Source organism: Microbulbifer thermotolerans, from assembly GCF_001617625.1.
Classification (GTDB): domain Bacteria; phylum Pseudomonadota; class Gammaproteobacteria; order Pseudomonadales; family Cellvibrionaceae; genus Microbulbifer; species Microbulbifer thermotolerans.
In genome coordinates this window covers 1,729,336-1,751,501 of record NZ_CP014864.1, presented here as the reverse complement: position 1 = coordinate 1,751,501, position 22,166 = coordinate 1,729,336, and the positions used below count along the sequence as shown (strand labels likewise).

Below are 22,166 nucleotides of genomic sequence, written 5' to 3'. Positions count from 1 at the left end.
CTTTGGCCCGCATCATTCTATTGATCGCCGTCGGTATCTTTGCCTGGCTGGCATGGCAAAAATTCAAAGCCAGCGCTCCGCGCGAGCGCCGCAAATTGTTGCTGCAATGGCTGCTGATCGGTCTGGCGCTAGCGGCGGTGCTGCTCGCCATTAGCGGCCGCCTGCACTGGGTTGGCGCCGCCGTGGCAGTCGCATTGCCGTTGGCCGGGAAAGCGCTCGGCTGGCTCGGCCGCCACCTGCCGTGGCTGGCACCGCTGTTGGCCCGCCACGCCCAGGCCAGAAAAGAGCAAACTGAGCGGAACGGCGGCGATACCGACCGCCAGCCGCCGCTAACCGCCACCGAGGCGCGCCGCATACTCAATGTTGGCGAAAACGCCAGTCGCGCTGAAATTATCGATGCGCACCGCAGGTTGATCCAAAAATTGCACCCGGACCGGGGAGGCAGTGATTATCTGGCCTCGCGGGTCAATGCCGCAAAGGAGTTGCTACTGCGCGACCTTTAGAACACCGCAGGTACATTCGCTGCCTGGCACAGAAACCTCTGCAGGCCCCAGTAACTCACGCGCCTTCCATCACGCTGGATACGCCTAAGGAACCTCTGATTAAGTCACTTTCTGATGGCAGAGGCGCTTCGGGGGCGGATGTGAAGCTCAGGTGATAGGACGGGCATTTCGAAACCGTCGGATACAGGGATGTATCCGTCGGAGCTACAGGGAAGTACTCGTGCGTTTTCGAAATGTCCGTCCTATTGCCTGAGCGCCCCGGAAGCTACCATAGTGTTCACGCGAATTAATCAGAGGTTCCCTAAGGCAACATACAGAGCAGGTGGATATAGCGCGCCAGCTGCCGGTAAGGTTCCACACGGGAATAAGCCAGCTCCTTTTCCACGATCGCCGCCGCGGGCAGGCGGTCGCGCATTTCCGGCGTCATAAAATCGTGGAAACAGCGAATGCCACTGTGGGCGACAACCGCGAGCCCCGCCTGGGCCACCCAGTCCCCCACCCATTCCAGCAACAGCGGATTCTGCGGCGTAAGGCTGCCAGGATGGCCGCCCCAATGCCCCGTTTCGATATTGTGGTCCAGCTGCCGGAAACTGCCCCGCTGCAGCAAACGGAATTCCAAGGCGCGCCGATTGTAGAAGGTCAGGGACAGATGCCCACCGGGTTTCAGCAGCGCGCGCAAACGGTCGATCGCTTCCTTGGGCCGTGCCAGCCACTCCAGCACAGCGTGACAGATCACCAGATCGGCGTTTTGCAGCTCCGGCAATTCCACCAGCTCCTGCAGTGGCCGCTGCAACAGGGTCACCCGTTCCTGCAGCTGCCGCTCCTGCAACTGTTGCTCGGCTTGCGCCAACATCTGCGCGGAAATATCGGCCAGGAAAACGCGATGCCCGGCGGCGGCCAGATCCATCGCGAACTGCCCCTGACCGCCGCCGGCATCAATCACCTTCAGGCTCGGCCCGCCCTCCTCGAGCAATGGCGCCAAATCGCGGTTCAGCACGGCCAAGCGGATGTCCCCTTTGAGACCACCGTAGATGCGGTTGCAAAAGCGGTGCGCCAAATCGTCAAAATTGCGGTCTGAGGTCATCCGGGATAGACCTCCGCAGTTTTATCCGCGCAGCGGCGTCGGTTTTCAGCAATCTTTTCGGCCAGAGCCTTCTCCATATCCACGTCCAGTATCGCGGCCAATTTCATCAGGTACATCTGGATATCCGCCAGCTCTGCCGCCACCTCGCCCGCTTCCGGGGTGCGCATCATAGCCTCTATTTCCCCGTCACTGCGCCACTGCAAGTGCCGGCACAACTCGGCGACTTCCACGAACAGTGCCATGGCCAAATTCTTCGGCTTGTGCAGCGGCTGCCAGCCGCGGCGGCGGGCAACGTCGTCAAAGGCTGCGAGGATCGTATTGCTATCCATTTACTTATCCCATCGCTGTTCCATTGCGCGCCCCTTCGCGGCCAGTATGGCCTGGAGAGTGCGCGAACGGAATTCCCGCTGGTAGAGCACCCAGACCACCATCAGATAGCAGGCGATAAAAAGCACCGGATGAATAAACCAGCCCATGACCGCCATCGCAAAGTAATAGGATCGCAGGCCATAGTTATAGCTGTGCCCAGCCTGATCAATCACCTTGGCGGTACTGATGGCAAAGCGGCGCCGCTCCTCCTCAGTAATGTCATCGGCATCCGCTGGCGGCGCGGCGCCCATCAGCACATTGGCGAAAGAGTACTGGCGCAGGGACCAGGTGAAATTGAAAAACGCAAAGATAAAAATGAGCACTAACAGCAGTATCTTCAACTCGAACTGCTCCGCGGTTTGCTCGCCGAACGGCAGGCTGCTCAACACCTCTATCGCGGCCTTGTTTGCGGAAAGCGCCGTCACCAAACCCGCCAGGATCAGAATACTGGTAGAGGCGAAAAAGCCGATCACCCGTTCGAGGTTGCCGATAATAGCGGCATCCGGCATGCGCATATCCCGCTGTAGCATGCACAGCATCCACTCCACCCGATACCACTGCAAGGACGAAGACAGGGACCAGGTCACTTTCGCCTTCCTACGCGCAAACACGGTATAGCCCGCCCAGGTAATCATAAAGCCACTGACGCTAGCGATATCCAGCCAAGTCAACGCATTACTCCGTCTTCGTCTACAGTTATGCTCGGTCTACTCGAGTATCGCCAGTTTCAGTCATAAATTAAAGGCGTCGCGATACTTGGCCACCAGTGGGAGAACGCAGACCGCTTGCCGACGATCCCGTAAAATTACCCCTCCGCGATCTTTGTGCAGCGAAGTCTTGGCCCAGCCGACAACCGTGTCAATACTGTTATTCCCCGCGGGGCAAACGGTAGAATAGTGTCCCAATGCCGGCTTGGCCGGCCGCAGAATTTGCATAAATCAACGGAGCTGTCTTTTGAGCAACTCACACCCTGCTTTCGAACTGGTTACCAGCGCGGAAATCGAATCTCTCGGTGTACGCGTGGAAGAGTACCGCCACATCAAGACCGGCGCCCAGCACCTGCATATCGCCGCAGACAATCCGGAGAACGTCTTCCTGGTGGCACTGCGTACTGTCCCCCAGGACTCCACCGGTGTGGCCCATATTCTTGAGCACACGGCGCTTTGCGGCAGCGAAAAGTACCCGGTGCGCGATCCTTTCTTCACTATGATACGGCGTTCCCTGAACACTTTTATGAACGCCTTTACCAGTTCGGATTGGACCGCCTACCCCTTTGCCAGCCAAAACCGCAAAGACTTCAACAACCTGCTCGACGTCTACCTGGATGCGGTCTTCTTCTCCCGCCTCGATCCGCTGGATTTTGCACAGGAGGGCCACCGTCTGGAGTTCGCGGAGATGGACAACCCGGACAGCGAGCTGGTTTACAAAGGTGTGGTCTACAACGAAATGAAGGGCGCCATGAGCTCTGTCGGCTCTCAACTGTGGCAGACACTGAGCAAATACCTCTTCCCCAGCACTACCTACCACTACAACTCCGGTGGCGATCCGGCGGATATCCCCAAGCTCACCTATGAGCAGCTGGTGGATTTTTACCGTTCCCACTATCACCCGAGCAACGCTATCTTCATGACCTTTGGCGATATTCCCGCCGCGGAACACCAAGCGGTGTTCGAGGAAAAAGCGCTGCACAAATTCGAACCATTGCAAGAGACCATATCCGTCGGGCGCGAAGACCACTACCTGGCACCGCTGCGCGTCGAGGAGCACTACCCGCTCAACGAGGAATCTCTCGAAAAGAAAACCCATATTGTGCTCGGCTGGCTGCTCGGTGATGTCACCAACCTGGAAGACGTACTGACCGCCCACCTGATATCCGGCGTGCTACTGGACAACAGCGCTTCACCACTGATGAAACTGCTGGAGACCACGGACCTGGGGACCGCCCCGTCGCCACTGGTGGGGCTGGACGACTCCCAGCGCGAGCTGGTCTTTGTCTGCGGCATTGAAGGCAGCGAACGGGACCGCGCCGACGAGCTGGAAAAACAGATACTCGCCGTGCTCGAGGAAGTGGCCGAGAAAGGGCTGCCCTACGAACAGGTGGCCGCCAGTCTGCACCAACTGGAACTGCACCAACGCGAAATCACCGGGGACGGCTATCCATACGGCCTGCAGCTGATACTGACCGCGCTAACCGGTGCCACCCACCGCGGCGACGCCATCGGCCTGTTGAATATAGACCCCACGCTGGAGAAATTGCGCGAACAGATCAAGGACCCCCGCTTTATCGCCGATAAGGTGCGCCAACTGCTGGTGGAAAATCAGCACCGGGTACGGCTGGTGTTGACGCCAGATAACAAGCTGGCCGAGCGCCGCGAAGCCGAGGAAAAAGCGCGTCTGGCGGCAATCAAGGCTGGCCTCGATGAAAACGAAAAACAGCGTATTGTGCAGACTGCCCGCGCTCTACAGGAGCGCCAGCAACAGGAAGACGACATATCCATCCTTCCCAAGGTGGGCGTCGAAGATATTCCCTCGCAACTCCCCGAAGTAGAAGGTGAAGAGGTTTCTCTAAGCGACCGGAAGCTCACCCGCTACAGCACAGGGACCAATGGACTCGTCTATCAGCAACTGATCTGCGCGCTGCCCGAATTCAGCGAGGAGGAAAAACAACTCCTGCCCTACTACTGCCAGATACTCTGCGAAGTGGGCCTCGGCAATAAGGATTACCTGGAAGTGCAGCAGTGGCAGACCCGCGTCGCCGGCGCCCTGCACGGATATACCAGCAGCCGCACCGCCATCGACAACTTGCAGCAGCTCTCCGGTCACTTCGTGCTCTCCGGCAAGGCCCTGGCCCGCAACCAGGCTGCACTTACCGAACTGATGCAGGCGACGGTGGAAGAAGCGCGCTTTGACGAACTCCCGCGCATCAAGGAGCTACTGCTGCAAACGCTGGCCCGGCGCGATCAGAGCGTCGTCGGCAATGGCCACGCCCTGGCCATGGCCGCCGCCAGCGCCGGCTACAACCGCGCCGCCTACGAAAGTCACGCCAGCGGCGGCCTGCTGGGTCTGCGCCAGCTGAAGACCCTGGTCCGCGATATCGACCGCGAGCAGGCCCTGGAGAATCTCGCGGCCACTCTGAGGGACATTCACAATAAAATTCTCAAGGCCCAGCGCCAGTTCCTTTTGATCGGCGAAGGCGACAGGCTGCAGGATTTCAGCCGGGCACTGGCGCCCCTCGCCGCCGCACCGGCCCTTGCTGCGGCGGATCCCAACGCCCCCTTCGATCCCCGCCAGACGAGAGAGTTATGGATCGCCAACAGTCAGGTCAACTTCTGCGCAAAAGCCTATGCCACAGTGCCCTTCACCCATCCGGATGCCGCGCCACTGGCTGTACTGGGGGGATTCCTTCGCAACGGCTTCCTGCACCGGGCCATCCGCGAACAGGGTGGCGCCTACGGTGGCGGCGCCAGTCACGACAGCAATATCGGTGTGTTCCGCTTCTATTCCTACCGCGATCCGCGCATGGCCGGAACCCTCAAAGACTTTGACGCATCCCTGCAGTGGCTCGCAGAGGAGCCCCACAAAGAGGAACAGGTGGAAGAAGCCATACTGGGCGTGGTGGGCGCTCTGGACAAGCCCGGCTCCCCCGCTGGCGAAGCCAAGAAAGCCTTCCATTCCGCGCTTTACGGTCGCACCCATCAGGTGCGCCAGGAATTCCGCCGCCGGGTGACCGAGGTGCGCCTGGAGGATCTCAAGCGAGTTGCCGACACCTATCTCTCACCGGACAGAGCGAGCACCGCAGTCGTTACCGGACAAGCGGGACGCGCGGAAGGGCTGGATCTCGGCCTGACGGAGGAGAAGCTTTGATGGGGCGAAACTCCGACCCGCAGAATCACGGGACCGCAATCCGACGCGACAATATCTACGCGAGCCCACTTGGCGAGGTGAGCGGCTTTACCTTCGACCAGTCCGTCGTTGACGTTTTCCCCGATATGATCCAGCGTTCGGTGCCCGGTTACACCACCATAGTGGCGATGATCGGCACTCTGGCCGAGCGCTATGCCCAGGCCGGCAGCCGCTGTTACGATCTGGGCAGCTCCCTCTGCGCGGCCACCCTCGCCATGCGCCACCGGATTCCGGCGGCGGATTGCGAGATTATCGCCGTGGACAATTCCGAAGCCATGGTGGAGCAAGCGCGCAAAGTGCTGGCGGCGGACAGCGGCAGGATACCGGTGCAGCTGATCTGTGACGATCTGCAAAATGTGCGGATTGAAAACGCTTCCGTGGTGGTGCTCAATTTCACCCTGCAGTTTGTCCCGGTGGCGGATCGCCTGTCTATCGCGCGCAAGATTTACGACGGCCTGCGTCCCGGCGGCATACTGATCATCTCGGAAAAGGTGGACTTCACTGACCCGGACCACCGCGAACTGATGATCGATCTGCACCACGCCTTCAAACGTGCCAACGGCTATAGCGAACTGGAAATCGCCCAGAAACGCACCGCGCTGGAAAACGTGTTGATCCCGGAAACCCTCGATACCCACCGCGAACGTCTGAAAGCCGTGGGCTTCACTAGCGTGGACGTCTGGTTTCAGTGTTTTAATTTTGCCTCTCTTATTGCGATTAAAGCGAAGCCGACGCCCTCACATAGCGGCGCTAGTGACGCCAAGGAGCCTCTGATTCAATCCCCATGAGCGCTGTAGCTGATTCCGGGCCCTTCGGGCCCCGAAGTATCTTTACCGCCAGGACGCGACTTCTTCAGAGGTACCCTAATCGATGATCGACTACACTCCGCTCTACGCCGCCCTTCAGCATATTCCCGAGCTGCGCCCCTGGCTGGCACAACTCCCGGCACAAGTGGCCGAGGGCCTGAGCCCGCACCGCTGGGGCGACCTGCCGGACTGGCACGCGGCCCTCAGAGCACTGCCGGACATTGCCCCATCCACCATCGACGTACAATGTGCGGTAAGTATCGGCAGTGCAGAAGACGCCTCTCCAGAACAATTGGCGGAACTGGAGCAACAGCTGCGCAAACTGCACCCCTGGCGCAAGGGGCCCTGGGAAGTATTCGGCCTCACCATCGACACCGAGTGGCGCTCGGACTGGAAGTGGGACCGGGTGTTGCCGCACCTGGCGCCACTCAAGGATCACTTGGTACTGGATGTCGGCTGCGGCAACGGCTACCACTGCTGGCGCAGTTTCGGCGCCGGCGCACGGCGGGTGATCGGCATCGACCCCTCGGCAAAATATGTGGCGCAGTTTTACGCTCTGAAAAAATACCTGGGCGAAGATCAGCCAGTGGACTTACTGCCTCTCGGCATTGAGGCCCTGCCCCCCAGATTGCGCGCTTTCGATACCACCTTTTCCATGGGCGTGCTCTACCACCGCCGCTCGCCGATGGATCACCTGCGCGAACTGCGCGAAACTTTGCGCCCCGGCGGTCAGCTGATCCTGGAGACGCTGGTCATTGAAGGTGAATTGGGCGAGTGCCTGGTTCCCGAGGGGCGTTATGCCAAGATGCGCAACGTTTGGTTTATTCCCAGCTGTGCCACTTTGGAGAGCTGGCTGCGCAAATGCGGCTTTGAAAATCCACGCACAGTGAACCTCAACACGACCAGCATTGAGGAACAGCGTCGCACCGACTGGATGCATTTCGAATCTCTGGCGGATTTTCTTGACCCCAAATCGCCACACAAAACCATTGAAGGGCATCCGGCGCCTCTACGGGCCGTTGTGGTCGCAAACGCGACCTAATAGTCAGAAACTGTTGTAAGCGCCTGCGATTTTGCCGGCGCTTCCCTCATCCAAGCAGGATTCTGTACGCGTAAATGCGCTAGTTTCAGAGTTTTCTATCTTTTCCTCGCCTGCCTCTTGATCAGTGCCGCACGACTGGCACAGTCTGCGCTCAAATGGTGCATTATCCGGGTGTCCAGCCCCGAGAGCGTTTATGAGCATTAGCGTATTTGAACTTTTTAAAATCGGCGTTGGCCCCTCCAGCTCCCATACCGTGGGGCCCATGGTCGCCGCCCGCCAATTCGTCCACGACCTGGATAAACGCGGGCAACTACAGGCAGCCGAGCGGGTGCAAGTCCACCTGTACGGGTCGCTGGCCCTGACCGGTGTGGGTCATGGCACCGACATGGCGGTGTTGATGGGCCTTCTCGGCGAGGCGCCGGATACCATCGATGTGGACAGTATCGACGACAGGCTTGAAGCCATAGCGCGGGAAAGCCAATTGGCACTCGGGGGCAGCCACCCCGTTACCTTTGATCGCAACCGGGACCTGATCTTCCACGGCGACCAATTCCTACCGCAACACGCCAATGGCATGACCTGCCAGGCCTATCGGGGCGGCGAGCTGCTGTTCGAACGCAGCTATTTCTCTATCGGCGGCGGTTTCGTGCTATCGGAAGAAGATTTCGCCCACAAAGAGGAAATCGCCACCTTGCTGCCCTTTGACTTCAGCTCCGCCCGCCAGCTGATGGAATTGTGCGACAAACACGGCTGGACCATTGCCGAGCTGGCCATGGCCAACGAAAAAGCGTTTCGCAGTGAGCGGGAAGTAACCGATCGTCTGTGGCATATCTGGCAGGTGATGGACGCTTCCATCCAACGCGGCTGCCGCCGTCAGGGCATACTGCCGGGCGGTCTCAATGTGCGCCGTCGCGCGGCTGAGCTTTACAGGGAACTCAGCGGGCAATCGGAGGAAGAGCGCAGGAGCGGTCTCGCTATTCTCGACTGGGTCAGCCTCTATGCCCTTGCGGTCAACGAAGAAAATGCGGCCCGCGGGCGGATCGTCACAGCCCCCACGAACGGCGCCGCCGGCGTGATTCCTGCGGTCATCGCCTACTATGTCAATTTTGTCCACGACCCAGCGGTGCACGGCGACCTGAAAGATCAGGTGGTCAAATTTCTGCTCACCGCTGGCGCCATCGGCATGCTGTACAAGAAGAACGCCTCTATTTCCGCGGCGGAAGTAGGCTGTCAGGGAGAAATCGGCGTGGCCTGCTCCATGGCGTCCGCGGGTCTGGCAGCGGTTCAGGGCGGCAGCAACCAGCAGATAGAAAACGCCGCCGAGATCGGCATGGAGCACAACCTGGGCCTTACCTGTGACCCCATCGGCGGCCTTGTACAAGTGCCCTGTATCGAGCGCAACACCATGGGATCGGTCAAGGCAATCAACGCCGCACGCCTGGCACTGCGGGGAGACGGCGCTCATGTTGTCCCGCTGGACAGCGTTATCGAAACAATGCGCCAGACGGGTATCGATATGCAGAGCAAGTACAAGGAAACCGCTCTCGGCGGACTGGCGGTAAACGCGGTGAACTGCTAGGAAGCCTCTGATTAATTGGCTCCTGGACGACAAAGAGATATATCACACAAATAAGAAGCTCAGGTGGTGGGATGGATATTTCGAAACCGTCGGATACAAGGAGGTATCCGGCGGAGCTACAGGAAAGTACTCGTGTGTTTTCGAAATATCCACCATTACCTGAGCGCCCCGGAATCAACGACTGTGCTCAGGTGAATTAATCAGTGGCTCCCTAGAGAACTTCTGATGCGTTTAATTCCTGTCGGTAAAGAGACTTCAGAGCCTGAGCGTCTCGATACTAACTACAGCACTTTTGCACATAAATCAGAGGTTCCCCGAGCGGCAATCCCCTCGATTGGTCACCATTGTCCCGTGTTCCCACACGGCATTACCAACGGTCAAGTCGGTATACCGTGCTTGGTATAGATATCAAAGCGCCCCGACTTACCCTGCAGTGACAGGGCAGGTTTTTTACCGGCCAGGAAGGGGGCGACACGCGGACGCTTGACCACCACCCGGTAATAGCAGGCGGCATAGGCCGGCGCCAGCAGTGCGTCCGCGTCCTCGTCAGAACCGACTAACTGATGAAAAGCCGCCATCTCCTTTTTCACTTTGGCACTTTTGTCCCGCGCGGGGAACATCGGGTCCAGATAGACTACGGGTATTGAGTTCGCCGGCTGCTGCGCGAGCCAATCCAGCGCAGAAATTGGCCGCTCCTCCAAGGTCATGCGCGCGGCGATTTCAGCCAGTGTCGGATCTTCGCTCGCCGCCCGCCGCAACCTTTCCAATCCATCCCGTAACAGTGCGCGCACAACCGTATTGCGCTCCAGCATATGCACTGCACAACCGAGAGACGCCAGCACAAAGGCATCCCGCCCCAAGCCTGCGGTCGCGTCCACTACGCGCGGACCAAATCCGCCCCGTATCCCCACCGCCTTGGCGATCTGCTGTCCCTTGCCACCGCCATACTTGCGCCGGTGCGCCAGCGTGCCACCGACAAAATCCACCAGTACCGGACCGGGTGCCTTGCGCCCGGTAGCGCACAGTTGCAACTGCGCACCCAGCTGCAGCACATAAGCCGGCTCGGCGATATCCACCGGATCTACGCAGTCCAAACAGGGGATTTTCAACTCGTCCGCCAGTGCCCGGGCCTCGGGCAAGCATTCGGCCGCACCGGCGACCAGGGCCAATGGATTTCTCACATCCTGTCCAGAGGTTGTTTCAGAAGAGCGGAATGCTAACCCGGCTCGGCGAGCCACTCCAGCGCCCGCGTATAGTCCGCCGAGGGAAAAGGCCGGACCTCGGCACTGACGAAATGGTCGACCAGGCGCGGCATATAACCGAGCAGGCCGTGATCGGAGACCACCGCGATCCGGTGAATATAGCGGTGGTGATCGCGGACAAATTTACAGTGACAGACAAGCGTGGCAAAACTCTCCCAGCCGGCAAAATCCCTCGCATCAACCAAGAGCCCGTTCAGCCGGCCATACTCGCTGATTACCGGGTCCACCTGAGCTGCCAGTATCCGGAAATCTTCTTCCTCCAGAGGGCCCGAGGGCCGCACTTCGAGTACTTTGTGTCCCCAGTGCCAATTATGATCAATCATCTGTCACGGTATAGCGGAAGCCGCGACGGGTGCGCGGCTTCCACTGACTGTGGTGAAATTAAAGTATCAGTTCTGCGGTTCATCATCACTGTCGCTGTCAGAACTCTCATCACTGTCGGTGTGCTTGCCCCGCAGCTTGTCCGCCGCATCTTCAGCGGCCTTCTTGGTGGCATCACCAGCGTCCTTCACCGCCCGTCCGGCATCTTCCGCAGCGTCGCCGACAGCCTTTCCGACATCCTTGGCAGCTCCCTCCGCTTTATCCATCAACGAGGGATCACTACTCGCTCCCGGCGGCACAGTATCCGGCCGATCGGATTCCTGTGGCATATCTGTGCCCATGCCATCGGGTGGTGTCTCAGTATCAGTTGGAGGGGCGGTGTTGTCCGGTGGAGTGGTATCCTCCATATGTTGTTCGGTTCCGGGCTTATCGAGCGAATCATAGGCATCTTTGGCCTTGTGATCGCCGCCGCGCGACATAAAGTAACCGATAATCAGCAGCAAGATTATCAGTGGAAGCAAAAGCTTTTTCATAAACCCACCTATTGACCCCTGGCTGTTGCGTATTGAGACTTTTGTAGCGAGGCATGCTGCAGCACCGGACCCCGGTGGCCAACAGTAACTCTGCACCCTCCACTCGCCCCTTGACGCCAAGCCGTTCTCCGCGATACGCGGGTTGGCAAAAGAAGTTGACGCCAATATTGATAAGAATAACTCGGCCTTTGGGTTCTTCAAGGAACATGCTTCCCCTTGTTCAGCACCAATTGCTATTAAAAAAAGCGAAATTACAACAAGAGGATTTATCAGTGTGCAGTGCTGGGAAACAAAAAACCACTAGCTACGGCACTTTGTTCCCGGGAAGCTTCAGTGCGTTACACCCTGGGGGTGAAGATCCGCTTCAGCCACACCAAAAAGTTATCTGATAAAGCGACAGAGAAAATTCCGCGGGCTTTCCACCAGCCCTCTTTGCCAGCACACAGCGAAGGAGATAAGCGGGTGAACCAACACTCGCCCTGTCCACCCGCATAAGTATCCAGGGGCTCTACCCCTGTAGCTGAAACTGTTTTAAACGCGCCAGCAGGGGCGCGGCCTCGGACTCTTCCATCACAGCATCACAACCGCGCAGCTGCAGGCGGCCCTTGCTGTCCGGACTGGCAAATATCAGGTACCGGGCGCCCTTTTCCAATTTCTTGTCACAGGACTCAAAGCCGAGCCGGAAAGCGATCAAACCATCGGCCTTACCCTTCCAGACCCGCATGGAGGTGGCTGAATAGACGTAGCCAGAAATGGCTACCATGCCCGGTTCGGACAGGGCGTTATCCACATCCCGGTGAATAGCGTTAATCTGCACCTGCGCGACCAGCTCCGCTTCCGCAAAACGCTCAGCGAGCGTGTCACCGTTCTCAACCTGCGCCGCCGCAAAAAGGGGCGCGATCAACATCGCCAAACCGAGGAAAATTGCCCTTGCGGACAGGCGCCTTCCACTTCCGTTGTTATCCACTCCACGCCTCCTTATCTTGTCTTGCGCCCACAAAAAAGGGCACCAGAGTGCCCTTTGTTCCCGTGTTATTTGAGCGGCAACAGCTCCAGCTCCACCCTGCGGTTGGCTTGGCGGCCAGACTCTGTGTCGTTGCTGGCAATGGGGTAGCGCTCTCCGTAGCCCACCGCTTGCACGCGGCCTGCCGCAACCCCACGGCTGACAAAGAAGTTGGCAACGGAATTGGCGCGGCGCTCACTCAGTGTTTGGTTATAAACATCAGAACCTGTGCTATCGGTGTGACCACTGACGCGGATTGCGGTCTGGTCAAACTCCTTGAGTACCAGAATGACGGAGTCCAGGGTGTCATAGAAGTCGGAGCGAATATCCGCGCGGTTGGTGGCAAAGGTAATGTTGCCCGGCATAATCAAACGGATGTTGTCGCCTTCACGCTGTACTCGTACGCCAGTTCCCTCCAGGCGTTGGCGCAACGCCATTTCCTGACGATCCATATAGTAGCCGATACCACCGCCGATGGCCGCACCGCCCAGTGCGCCGGTAATAGCGCCCTTCTCACGGTCTTTTTTGCTGGCGGTAGCCGCACCGATGATGGCTCCCGCCACGGCACCGATACCGGCCCCCTTTGCGGCGTTACTGGTCTTGCTCTCCCCGGTGTAAGGATCCAGCGTGGTACAGCCTACCAGCGAGCCCAGTGCGAGAATTGCTACCATTTTTTTCATCTAAGACTCTCCTAACGCTTTTTTTCGATGAAATGTGTCGAGTGAGGGGAAGTATGCCGGATACAGCTGTCTGGCAGCTGAATCGCCCCTTCATTTCGGTAGCGAAGCCTATGGCGAAAAAGCAGGCACGTCTACTGCTTACCGCTCAAATCTCGACGGCAGAAGTGTCAGGGATTGTTAAGATGCCGTCGACCCATACGCCACCCGAAGCGCGCTCTTTCTTCCACAAATTCTGTGGATAACTCTGTGCAAGAACCGCTTAATGTCAGCGCTAGCCAGCGAAATTTCTTACCCTTAGCGAATCGAACACTTTTTAACCTTTTTAAATTTTTCCTTATAAATCAGTAGCTTACGTCGTATTAAAGTGCTTTCGTACCACTTTGGCGCAAGCTGAGGATAAACACGCACAATTGCCAAATACATGTGGAAAAAATTTTGTCAATACTTGACTTCCAGGTGGGAAATAAATTTTTAAGAAAAATTTATGATTAGATGACAGTGGACTATAGCGTGCTGGTAATTAAGGTACGTTTGTACCAATCAGAAATCCCCCTGGCGACTACTCATTCTGTCGTCTCCGCTTCCGCGCAGGGATAACACACGTGCCGAGTATCACGAGGCTGAAACTTTGCCCCCTCGGACACAGGCCCTGAGCGATGGGGAAGAAAAGATGCGTTTTCCCGCTATCCCCCCTTGGCCCGAGCGCGCGAAAGCGGCATAGCTCCCGTGTGAATTCAGCAGAAGATCCTAAGGAGCCTCAGATGAATTCACCTGAGCACAGTCGTTGGTTCCGGGGCGCTCAGGTAATGGGATGGATATTTCGAAAACGCACGAGCACTCTCCTGTAGCTCCGCCGGATACCTCCTTGTATCCGACGGTTTCGAAATATCCATCCCACCACCTGAGCTTCTCATTTGGGTGATATGTCTCTTTGTCGTCCAGGAGCCAATTAATCAGAGGCTCCCTATCCCTAATAGTGCGGCGGCTTTTCGTTCCGGCTACCGGCGCCACCTTGTATCTCAAACGTCAGATCCCGGTACTTTTCCGCCAGCTCACGCACTTGTGCCACCAGCTGCCGGATATCCGCATCCTGTGCGGCAATCACATCGTTGAGCTGCCCCAGGAGGTCCTCCTGGAAGGCAACGCGGCTCTCCAACTCCTCCACCCTCGCCGACAATTCCGCCATACGTTGTTCCATAACCGTACCGCCCTTCACAACAATTGATACAGGTGTTCCACCAAACGCACCGAACGCCGATCCATAAACAGGCTTTGGCCCAGGCGCGTGGTGACATACCCGCAGCCGAGGCCCCGATCCGGATCGGCGAATCCGACACTGCCACCGGCACCGGGATGGCCGAAGCCGTGCTCGCCGCCAAAGCGCAGATCCGCAGCCCTGCCACTGAGGATATAACCGCAACCAAAACTCACTTCTGCTTGCAGCACCGCGTCGCGCCCGCGACTCTGTTCCCGCCCGGCCTCTTCCACCAGCACTTTGGGCAGAGTCCGCGGTTGTTCTGCAGCGAGATCCCCGTAGATTGTGGCCAGGTCACGGGCACTGAAGTGACCGTTGGCGGCAGGTATCAGTGCACCGCGCCACTCGGCACTGTTGGTGCCCATCATCAGGCTCATGGGATTGGTAAAGGCCATGGCCACCGGACCCTTGCGATCCTCCTTGATCGCCCGGCCCACGGCATTCTCACGCAATTCAGGCAACGGCTGTTTGAGTGGCCCCACATCCGCAATCCGGCTTGATTTATGGCCCACGGCGCCGAAGCCCCCATCCAGATCCAGGGTCCCCCCCAGCCCTTGCCGATACAGTTGCAGCAGTCCGGTGGCGGCGACACGCTCGAGCAGACCGCCGAGACTCCAGCCGTATAGGAATGGCGCATAGCCCTGCTTGCTGCCGGGCTCCCACCAGGGTTCGGTAGCAGCCACCTGGGCACAGGCCCCGGGCCAGTCATAGATCAGGCTGTCAGCAACCTTTTCGCGGAATGCCACCAGGCCCGCGCGGTGGCACAGTAACTGCCGCGCAGTAACTTGCGCCTTGCCGGCCGCGGCAAACTCAGGCCAGTAATCCGCCACTGGCCGATCCAGATCCAGCCTGCCCTCTGCCACCTGCTGCAGTACCAACAGCGCCAATACCCCTTTAGAAGAGGAGAAAACATTGGCCAGAGTATCTTCGGTATAGGGAGTTTCACCGTTGCGGTCCGCGCTACCCGCCCACAGGGACACGACCAGTTCACCGTGCTGACGCACCGCAAAAGCTGCACCGCTGTCGCCGCACTCGCGGAAATTGGCGGCAAAGGTATCGTACAGCGGCTCCAAACCGGGGGCGCAAAAACCATAGATCTCCATGGGTCTCCATCCTGCGGGGTAAAATGAGGCGCAATAGTAGTTTCTTCCACAGCCCGGCTCAAATCGTTAGCATGGCGCCGAATCAACTGGGAACACAACAATGAGTGAACAAAAGGCAATACAGGATCAGATCCCGGGCAACCACTGTTTCGGCTGCGGCCCGGAAAATGAACGGGGACTGCGCATCAAAAGCTACTGGGATGGTGAAGATAAAACCCGCTGCGAGTTCCTGCCGCTCCCCCATCACAATGCGGGCCCACAGCAATACCTAAACGGCGGTATCATAGCCACCGTAATCGATTGCCACACGGTGTGCACAGCCATCGCCGATGCCTACCGGCAGGCGGGACGAGACCCGGGCACAGGAGACAAAATCTGGTATGCCACCGGGAAACTGGAGGTGAACTACCGCGCACCGGCAGCCATCGACAAGCCGGTCATTCTCGAGGCAACCATCATCGAACGCTCAAATCGAAAAACGCTGCTGCACTGCACCCTCTACAGCAGTGGACGCGTTTGCGCCACGGCCGAGGTGGTGGCAGTGCGGGTGCCGGACAACTGGTAATCCGGGCGCGGCAGTGCCGTAACGATAGCGCAAATGCGACGGCTACAGCTCCGCATGGAGGTCCTCCAACTTGTAGCCACAGTACTTACAGTACTCCGCATCCCGATCGTGCCCCGCCCGGCTGCAGTTATCGCAGCGGCGCAGACTGCGTTCCTGATGCAGCTCGGAAGCCAGTTCCGCGGTCACTATGCCGGTGGGCACGGCAATAATGGAATAGCCGATCAACATGGTCATGGAGGCAATCGCCTGCCCCAGCACGGTGTGTGGCGAAATATCGCCGTAGCCCACGGTGGTAATGGTCACAATGGCCCAGTAAACGCTCTTCGGGATACTGGTGAAGCCGTGTCCGGGGCCCTCCACCAGGAACATCAGCGCACCGAATATCACACACATTACCAGTACGCTGGCGTAAAAGACCAATATCTTGCGCCGCGCCAGGCCAAATGATCGCAACAGCACATTGGCATCGCGCAGATAACGCACCAACTTGAGCACACGGAATATGCGCAACACCCGCAACAACCGCACAACCAGCAGATAGCTTGCTCCGGTGTACACCAGTGCCAAATAACTCGGTAATATCGCCAGCAGATCGACAATACCGTAAAAACTGAAGATATAACGGCGGCGCTCCACGGCACAGTAGATACGCAAGAAGTACTCGACGGTAAACAAAGCGGTAAAAAACCACTCGAGCGCAAAGAGGGTTTCACCGTAACGGCCGGCAATGCGCTCCACCGAAGCCAGCAACACCAGCCCGACACTGACCAGGATGGCCCAGATCAAAAAAACATCGAAGTTTCTTCCGGCCGGTGTATCCGTACCGAAAATCACCTCATTGAGCCATTTTCGTCTACCTGTCAGTGCCATGGTTCCTCCGGAAAAAACCGCACTATAGCGCCGGCGCCTTTTTACCGGAAGCGACAGGTGACAGACCCGGCCTGGTACCGTACCCTTGCGCGGTCGAAAACGGGTGAAATAGTGGTTGCCATGAAAAAAGAAAGCCGCCTCGTCTACTCCACCGACCGGGGGCGCATCAAGGAAACGTCTAAAACGGAAATCCGCCGCGAGGGCGATGGCGTAGTGCGCATCCAGCGTGAAACCAAGGGGCGCAAAGGCAAAGGAGTAACCTGTGTGCGCGGCCTCGGCGGCACCGATGCAGAACTGAAGCTGCTGCTGGCGGAGCTGAAGAAACGCTGTGGCTGCGGCGGAGCTCTCAAAGACGGGGTGATCGAGATCCAGGGCGACAAGCGCAGCGAAGTCAAAGCCCTACTCGAGGCGAAGGGTTTCACAGTGAAGATGGCGGGCGGCTGAAGCCGCCTCTACACCTGCTTCACCAAGCGCAGCGGGCGAATCTGCAGCGCCTGCTCTCTTTTCAGGCAGAGTTCCACCAACCGCGCCAACTGTATCCGGTAGTGTTCGTAAATGGCCGCACAGGCATTCTTGCTTCTGAGTTCCAGTGCCTGCAAAGCATCCACGAGTTCCTGGCGCCGCTGCGGCAGTGCCATTGACGCAGTGTCACCCAGGCGCTCCCGCAGCGCCGTATCCAGGCCCAGAGCGCGCAGATCCGCGGAAGCCTTTACCGCTGTGAGGAGCCCCTCCAGCGCCTGCCCCGCCATTAAAAAATATTTTTGTACCAGTTCGCGCTGAGCGGCTTGGAGAGACAAGCGGTCGATCATCAGGCTAAGAATGTCCACGTAGCTCTCCAACTTCTCCAATCGCAGCGCCAGATCCGAATAGGCGCGCAATGCCGCAAGCTGCCGCTGGGCCGGCTGCCGCTCAGCTGCGGACATGGATTGTAGCGCGCGCTGCACGCGCAAAAAGAAAACCCGGTGAATCTGCGTTAACTGTTGCTGCAGCTCTCCCCGCTGGACCCGGTTGTCGCGGATACATTCCTCCGCCGCCGCCGGCGTGGCACCGCTGAGGAAGAACGCCCGCGGATCGATCTTTTCCTGAATTTTGATCAGGCCTGTGCCCAGCTGCATGGCCGCGCCGCGTGCACGCAACTCCTCGCCGCGCTGTTCCAGCTCCCGCAGCTCGACCAGCTTGCTCCGCAACCAGTCAACCGTCTCTTGCAAATCCATCGACTGCATCGTCTCACCCGCGGGCAGCTCCAGCGCCAGGAAGCGGCGCGGGGGCATTTGATTGAAGTACTCTCCCAATACCTTTTGCGCCTGCTCCGCCTCCTTGCTGACGCAGAGCAGCTGCCGGTTTTCCACTGGGCGTGCCCCATCGGGAGCCACCAAAGCACTGACCGCCTCGGCAGCGGCCTCGGGGTTGTCAAACAACTTGCGGAAGGAAAAATCCCGCCCGACCAGCGGTTGCAGATTAAGCGCCTCGACCGCGGCAATACGGTCGTTGTCAGGCGGCTGGGTAACATCCCAGGCATCGCTGGTCTGCGCCATTGCCAATTCGATATTGGAGCGGGTCTCGCCGTCGAGGTTGTTCAATATCCAGTGCACCGCCTCGGGGTAATCCCGCAGCCGCTGCCCTGATACCGATGCCTCGCGGTTGATTTCCGATACGAGCAACTCCGCGTGAATCAACTGGTGCCACTTTTCCGCGAAATGGGCATAGCCTTCGCTGCCGAGTATTTGCGCGGCCCAGGCATCGCCCCTACGCACCAACAGACGCGCAAGAGCCCCCGTCAACAGGCGGTGCCATTCACACAAGCGATCCACCAGGGGCAGTAGTACCCCACCACAGGCAGCGAAGAAAGTGTGTAGTGATTTGAGCCCACGGGGCTCCCCCTTGGGGGCGAGTATATGGCGCTCGTTTTCCAGCGCCCACTGCATTCGCTGCAGTCGCCGTGCGCTATCCAGTACCAGCCAAGTGGCAAGCCCGCTCAACTGGCCCCGGTAAATCCCCAGTGCCTGGGCGACCAGGGCCAGCATTTCACCACCACTCAGCGAGCGCACCGCTGCCAACCCGATGTTGAGAGGCAGTCGCTGGTGGCGAATATCCGTCAGCCCGGGCTGCGTCAGCACCTCTACACCGGCAGTTACGGATATGCGGTCCGCGACTGGCAGGCCGGCCTTTTCGGCCAACACCTCCAGTAAAAGGTATAAACCCGGCGCCTCCTGCCGCTTCAGCGGCACCGCGCGCCACTCCGGCTGCGCCAGACGCCGACCGGCAAAAAAAGGCCAGACGAAAAGTGCTGCGACAAATGCGGCCATCAATATCGCAAACAAACTACCGACAGCGGTGAGCGCACTGAATTGCCCCGCAAAAACCGCCTGGGGAATCCGCCACAGCGCGCTTGCCGCGCCGTATGCACACACTCCCGCCAAAAAAACAAACAGCGCCGGAACCAGTGCCGCCGGGAAGAGCCCCAGCAACAGCTGCATTTTTTCCGCCGGAGACTCGCTCACGGCCGGTGACGCTTCGACAAATAGCGCATCGATCTGCGCTCTGGCACTGTCGCGTGGCTTCTCTGCCGAAGGCGCCGCCGCCGTAGGGGAGTCCGGCTTGACCCGCGCCGCTTTTTTTACTGACTGGGCGGAGGCTCGCGCCCGCCGCTTCTGCGCGAACTGCATCCGCGCAACCAGTGCTCGGTTATCAAACTTTCCGGCCGGAAACACCTCCACTTTGAGGCCGATTTGCTGCAGCCGTACGCGGTATTCCAGCGCTTGTTTCGACGATAGTTGGTCCTTGATCACCCAACCCTTGAGCAACAACCTACGCGCCTGGGACAGAGGAATGGAAAAAGCCTGTGCCGCATCCCGCAGCACCTCCTCCGGCGCCCTGGCACGCAGCGTCTTTCCCGCGGAAACCAGCTGATATTTTTCCTGCCCGGACATTGCGCGCTCCCCAGACAATAAGTGACAGGCAGTGTCACATTTGAACCGAATGAGCGGCGGAGCCTAATGGATTCCGCCAGCATAGGGTGAGCACTGGTTCTCAACGGAATGGCCACTGGCGGCGTTTTTTACAAAAGCCGGTGGGGCGCACAGATTCAAAGAGAAAAAAACCCGTCTTTACTGAGTAGCACGCCCCATGCACGACGTGAAAATACACACGGAGAGGGGCTTCCCCATACGCCGCGCTGCTACACACACGCCTCTCTTTCGAGGAGCCCACATATTGATCCGCGCGCGCACTAAAGTAGATGACCAGCGACCGCCTCCCCAACGGCTTGTATTGCCTGCCGGCGACCGGCAGAATTCGCCGCGAACCGCCCCAGGCAAAAAAAGGAAGCAACCCCATGAGCGACGCCACCGCAGTAAAAACCGCTCCATTCGGCAGCTGGAGATCCTCCATAGATGCGGATCTGCTGGTCCAAGGCAGTGTGCGCCTGAGTGAAGCCAGCCTGGTGGACGGGCGCTACTATTGGCTGGAATCCCGCCCGGCGGAAAAGGGCCGCTCTGTGCTAGTGCAGTTTTCCCCGCAAGAAGGCAGGCGCGATGTGCTCCCGGCGCCCCTTAGTATCCGCTCCAAAGCGCACGAATACGGCGGTGGCAGCTATTTGGTCGACGGCAACACCGTCTACTTTGTACTGGCGGACGACCAGCAAATCTACCGCATGGATTTGAACAGCCAGCTGCCAGAACCCATTACCGCGGAAAACAACAGCCGCTATGCTGATCTCACCCTCGACCGCAAACGCAATCGCCTATTGTGCGTGGAGGAAGACCACACTCCATGCGCCCGAGGCGGACAGCCGGTGGCACGCATACTGTCCATTGATCTGGACCGACCACTGCAGAATGCACCACGCATTCTCGCTCAGGGCGCCGACTTTTATTCCAATCCCCGACTGAACCCCAAAGGCGACCGGCTCTGCTTTCTGCGCTGGCACCACCCGGACATGCCCTGGGATGCCACTGAACTCTGTGTGGCCGAACTGGATGCCGATGGAAACGTAAGTGATGTCGCCCAGGTCGCCGGTGGCAGCGGGGAATCGATTTTCCAGCCACAGTGGTCCCCGGAGGGGGAGCTGTTTTATGTCTCGGACAAAAGCAACTGGTGGAACATCTACCGCCTGGGCAGCGAGCGTCCACTGTGGGAAAAAAAAGCCGAATTCGCCACACCGCAGTGGGTATTCGGTATGTCCACCTACGGTTTTCTAACCTCAGACGAAATCCTGTGCACTTTCACCGAAAGCGGCCGCTGGCAATTGGCAACCATCGATATTCACAGCGGCGAGCACCGGCTGCTGGCACTCCCCTACTGCGACATCGAAAGTGTCCGCTGTGAAAGCCACAGCGCCGTGATGATCGCCGCTGGCGCCGATCGCTTCCCGGCGGTGGTGTCCTACAACAGCCACAGCGGTAAATTCGAGACCATCGCCAGCAGCAATAACACCACTCTGCAACCAGCGCTTTTCTCCATTGCCCAAGAAATTGAATTCCCCGCTGGCGGACGCAGTGTGTACGGCTTTTACTATCCGCCACACAATCCGGCCTACACAGCGCCGGAAGGTGAAAAACCACCGCTGATTGTATTCAGCCATGGCGGTCCCACCGGAGCCACCTCCGCCGGGCTAAATCTGAAAATCCAGTACTGGACCAGCCGCGGCTTTGCCATTCTGGATGTCAACTATTCCGGCAGCACCGGCTTTGGCCGCGCTTACCGGGAACGTCTGCGCGGCAGCTGGGGAATCACCGATGTAGAGGACGTCTGCGCCGGGGCTGAATACCTGGTCGCCAAGGGGCTGGCGGACCCGGAGCGGCTGTTGATCAAGGGCGGCAGTGCCGGCGGTTACACGGTACTCGCGGCACTGACTTTCCACAATACATTTAAGGCCGGAGCCAGTCACTATGGTATCGGCGATCTCACCACACTGGCTCGGGACACGCACAAATTCGAATCCCGTTATCTGGACAAGTTAGTGGGCCCCTGGCCGGAAGCGGAAGCCATTTACCGAGAACGGTCGCCGATCCAACACGTGGAACAGCTGAACTGCCCGGTAATCTTCTTCCAGGGTTTAGAAGACAAGGTAGTGCCTCCCAGCCAGGCGAAAACCATGGCCGATGCGCTGAGACGGCGCGGTATACCGGTGGCTTATATTACCTTCGCAAATGAAGGGCACGGATTCCGCAGTGGCGAAAACATAAAAATGTCACTGGAAGGCGAGCTGGAATTCTACAGCCGCATTTTCAATTTCCCTCTGCCGGAATCCGGCCCCGGCATTACCATTGAGAACCTGTAATAACGAG

General features: G+C 58.7%; 20 protein-coding genes. 8 read left to right on the top strand and 12 right to left on the bottom strand.

Annotation, left to right across the window (positions count from 1 at the left end; all coding sequences use genetic code 11):
• Positions 1-2: 2 nt before the first annotated feature.
• Positions 3-503 (top strand): J domain-containing protein, encoded by a 501-nt coding sequence (locus A3224_RS07400; RefSeq protein ID WP_067153034.1) that lies wholly within the window; start codon positions 3-5, stop codon positions 501-503.
• Between the two features lie 301 nt (positions 504-804).
• Here the strand turns inward: A3224_RS07400 and A3224_RS07395 are convergent, their stop codons facing one another.
• From A3224_RS07395 to A3224_RS07385, 3 genes are read right to left on the bottom strand one after another with little or no spacing between them, the layout of a single operon-like run.
• A complete protein-coding gene (locus A3224_RS07395; protein WP_067153032.1) occupies positions 805-1,587 on the bottom strand; it encodes a methyltransferase in 783 nt (260 codons plus the stop codon).
• Positions 1,584-1,916 carry a nucleotide pyrophosphohydrolase gene (locus tag A3224_RS07390; protein WP_067153029.1) on the bottom strand — a complete coding sequence of 111 codons (333 nt, stop codon included), beginning with the start codon at positions 1,914-1,916 and terminating at the stop codon, positions 1,584-1,586. The genes A3224_RS07395 and A3224_RS07390 overlap by 4 nt, the downstream gene beginning before the upstream one ends.
• Positions 1,917-2,627 carry a DUF599 domain-containing protein gene (locus tag A3224_RS07385; protein ID WP_231902492.1) on the bottom strand — a complete coding sequence of 237 codons (711 nt, stop codon included), beginning with the start codon at positions 2,625-2,627 and terminating at the stop codon, positions 1,917-1,919.
• A gap of 283 nt (positions 2,628-2,910) precedes the next feature.
• Between A3224_RS07385 and A3224_RS07380 the strand changes: the two genes are divergently transcribed.
• The 4 genes from A3224_RS07380 (at position 2,911) to A3224_RS07365 (ending at position 9,286) form a co-directional block, all read left to right on the top strand.
• On the top strand, positions 2,911-5,820 hold the full coding sequence (locus tag A3224_RS07380) for an insulinase family protein (protein ID WP_067153027.1): 2,910 nt from the start codon (positions 2,911-2,913) through the stop codon (positions 5,818-5,820).
• Entirely contained in the window at positions 5,820-6,647 is an 828-nt protein-coding gene (gene cmoA / locus A3224_RS07375; protein WP_067153025.1) for a carboxy-S-adenosyl-L-methionine synthase CmoA, read from the top strand. The genes A3224_RS07380 and cmoA overlap by 1 nt, the downstream gene beginning before the upstream one ends.
• An 82-nt stretch (positions 6,648-6,729) precedes the next feature.
• Positions 6,730-7,707: a tRNA 5-methoxyuridine(34)/uridine 5-oxyacetic acid(34) synthase CmoB gene (cmoB, locus tag A3224_RS07370; RefSeq protein WP_067153023.1), complete on the top strand. Its 978-nt coding sequence runs from the start codon at positions 6,730-6,732 to the stop codon at positions 7,705-7,707.
• Between the two features lie 193 nt (positions 7,708-7,900).
• The gene (locus A3224_RS07365) at positions 7,901-9,286 is read left to right on the top strand and encodes an L-serine ammonia-lyase (protein ID WP_067153021.1); all 1,386 of its coding nucleotides are present in this window, start codon (positions 7,901-7,903) and stop codon (positions 9,284-9,286) included.
• 377 nt (positions 9,287-9,663) lie between these two features.
• Here A3224_RS07365 and A3224_RS07360 read toward each other — a convergent pair whose 3' ends face one another.
• From A3224_RS07360 to A3224_RS07330, 7 genes are all read right to left on the bottom strand, one after another.
• Positions 9,664-10,467 carry a class I SAM-dependent methyltransferase gene (locus A3224_RS07360; RefSeq protein WP_067153019.1) on the bottom strand — a complete coding sequence of 268 codons (804 nt, stop codon included), beginning with the start codon at positions 10,465-10,467 and terminating at the stop codon, positions 9,664-9,666.
• Between the two features lie 35 nt (positions 10,468-10,502).
• Complete coding sequence (locus A3224_RS07355; protein WP_067153017.1) at positions 10,503-10,871, bottom strand: SpoIIAA family protein; 369 nt, start codon at positions 10,869-10,871, stop codon at positions 10,503-10,505.
• A 66-nt stretch (positions 10,872-10,937) separates the two neighbouring features.
• Complete coding sequence (locus A3224_RS07350; protein WP_067153015.1) at positions 10,938-11,402, bottom strand: hypothetical protein; 465 nt, start codon at positions 11,400-11,402, stop codon at positions 10,938-10,940.
• 508 nt (positions 11,403-11,910) lie between these two features.
• The gene (locus A3224_RS07345) at positions 11,911-12,369 is read right to left on the bottom strand and encodes a hypothetical protein (protein ID WP_139223270.1); all 459 of its coding nucleotides are present in this window, start codon (positions 12,367-12,369) and stop codon (positions 11,911-11,913) included.
• A 65-nt stretch (positions 12,370-12,434) separates the two neighbouring features.
• The gene (locus A3224_RS07340) at positions 12,435-13,085 is read right to left on the bottom strand and encodes an OmpA family protein (protein ID WP_067153010.1); all 651 of its coding nucleotides are present in this window, start codon (positions 13,083-13,085) and stop codon (positions 12,435-12,437) included.
• A 970-nt stretch (positions 13,086-14,055) separates the two neighbouring features.
• Positions 14,056-14,283 carry a SlyX family protein gene (locus tag A3224_RS07335; protein ID WP_067157650.1) on the bottom strand — a complete coding sequence of 76 codons (228 nt, stop codon included), beginning with the start codon at positions 14,281-14,283 and terminating at the stop codon, positions 14,056-14,058.
• Positions 14,284-14,297: 14 nt separating this feature from the next.
• The gene (locus A3224_RS07330) at positions 14,298-15,443 is read right to left on the bottom strand and encodes a serine hydrolase domain-containing protein (protein ID WP_067153008.1); all 1,146 of its coding nucleotides are present in this window, start codon (positions 15,441-15,443) and stop codon (positions 14,298-14,300) included.
• 100 nt (positions 15,444-15,543) lie between these two features.
• Here A3224_RS07330 and A3224_RS07325 point away from each other — a divergent pair, with 100 nt between their 5' ends.
• The gene (locus A3224_RS07325) at positions 15,544-16,008 is read left to right on the top strand and encodes a PaaI family thioesterase (RefSeq protein ID WP_067153006.1); all 465 of its coding nucleotides are present in this window, start codon (positions 15,544-15,546) and stop codon (positions 16,006-16,008) included.
• Between the two features lie 42 nt (positions 16,009-16,050).
• On the opposite strand, the gene A3224_RS07320 is transcribed toward A3224_RS07325, so the two are convergent.
• Entirely contained in the window at positions 16,051-16,878 is an 828-nt protein-coding gene (locus A3224_RS07320; RefSeq protein WP_067153004.1) for an ion transporter, read from the bottom strand.
• A gap of 120 nt (positions 16,879-16,998) precedes the next feature.
• Here A3224_RS07320 and yciH point away from each other — a divergent pair, with 120 nt between their 5' ends.
• A complete protein-coding gene (gene yciH / locus A3224_RS07315) occupies positions 16,999-17,322 on the top strand; it encodes a stress response translation initiation inhibitor YciH (protein WP_067157648.1) in 324 nt (107 codons plus the stop codon).
• Positions 17,323-17,330: 8 nt separating this feature from the next.
• Here the strand turns inward: yciH and A3224_RS07310 are convergent, their stop codons facing one another.
• Positions 17,331-19,808, bottom strand: a complete 2,478-nt coding sequence (locus A3224_RS07310; RefSeq protein ID WP_067153001.1) for a M48 family metalloprotease — start codon at positions 19,806-19,808, stop codon at positions 17,331-17,333.
• Positions 19,809-20,212: 404 nt separating this feature from the next.
• Here A3224_RS07310 and A3224_RS07305 point away from each other — a divergent pair, with 404 nt between their 5' ends.
• Positions 20,213-22,159, top strand: a complete 1,947-nt coding sequence (locus A3224_RS07305) for a S9 family peptidase (protein ID WP_067157646.1) — start codon at positions 20,213-20,215, stop codon at positions 22,157-22,159.
• Positions 22,160-22,166: the final 7 nt, after the last annotated feature.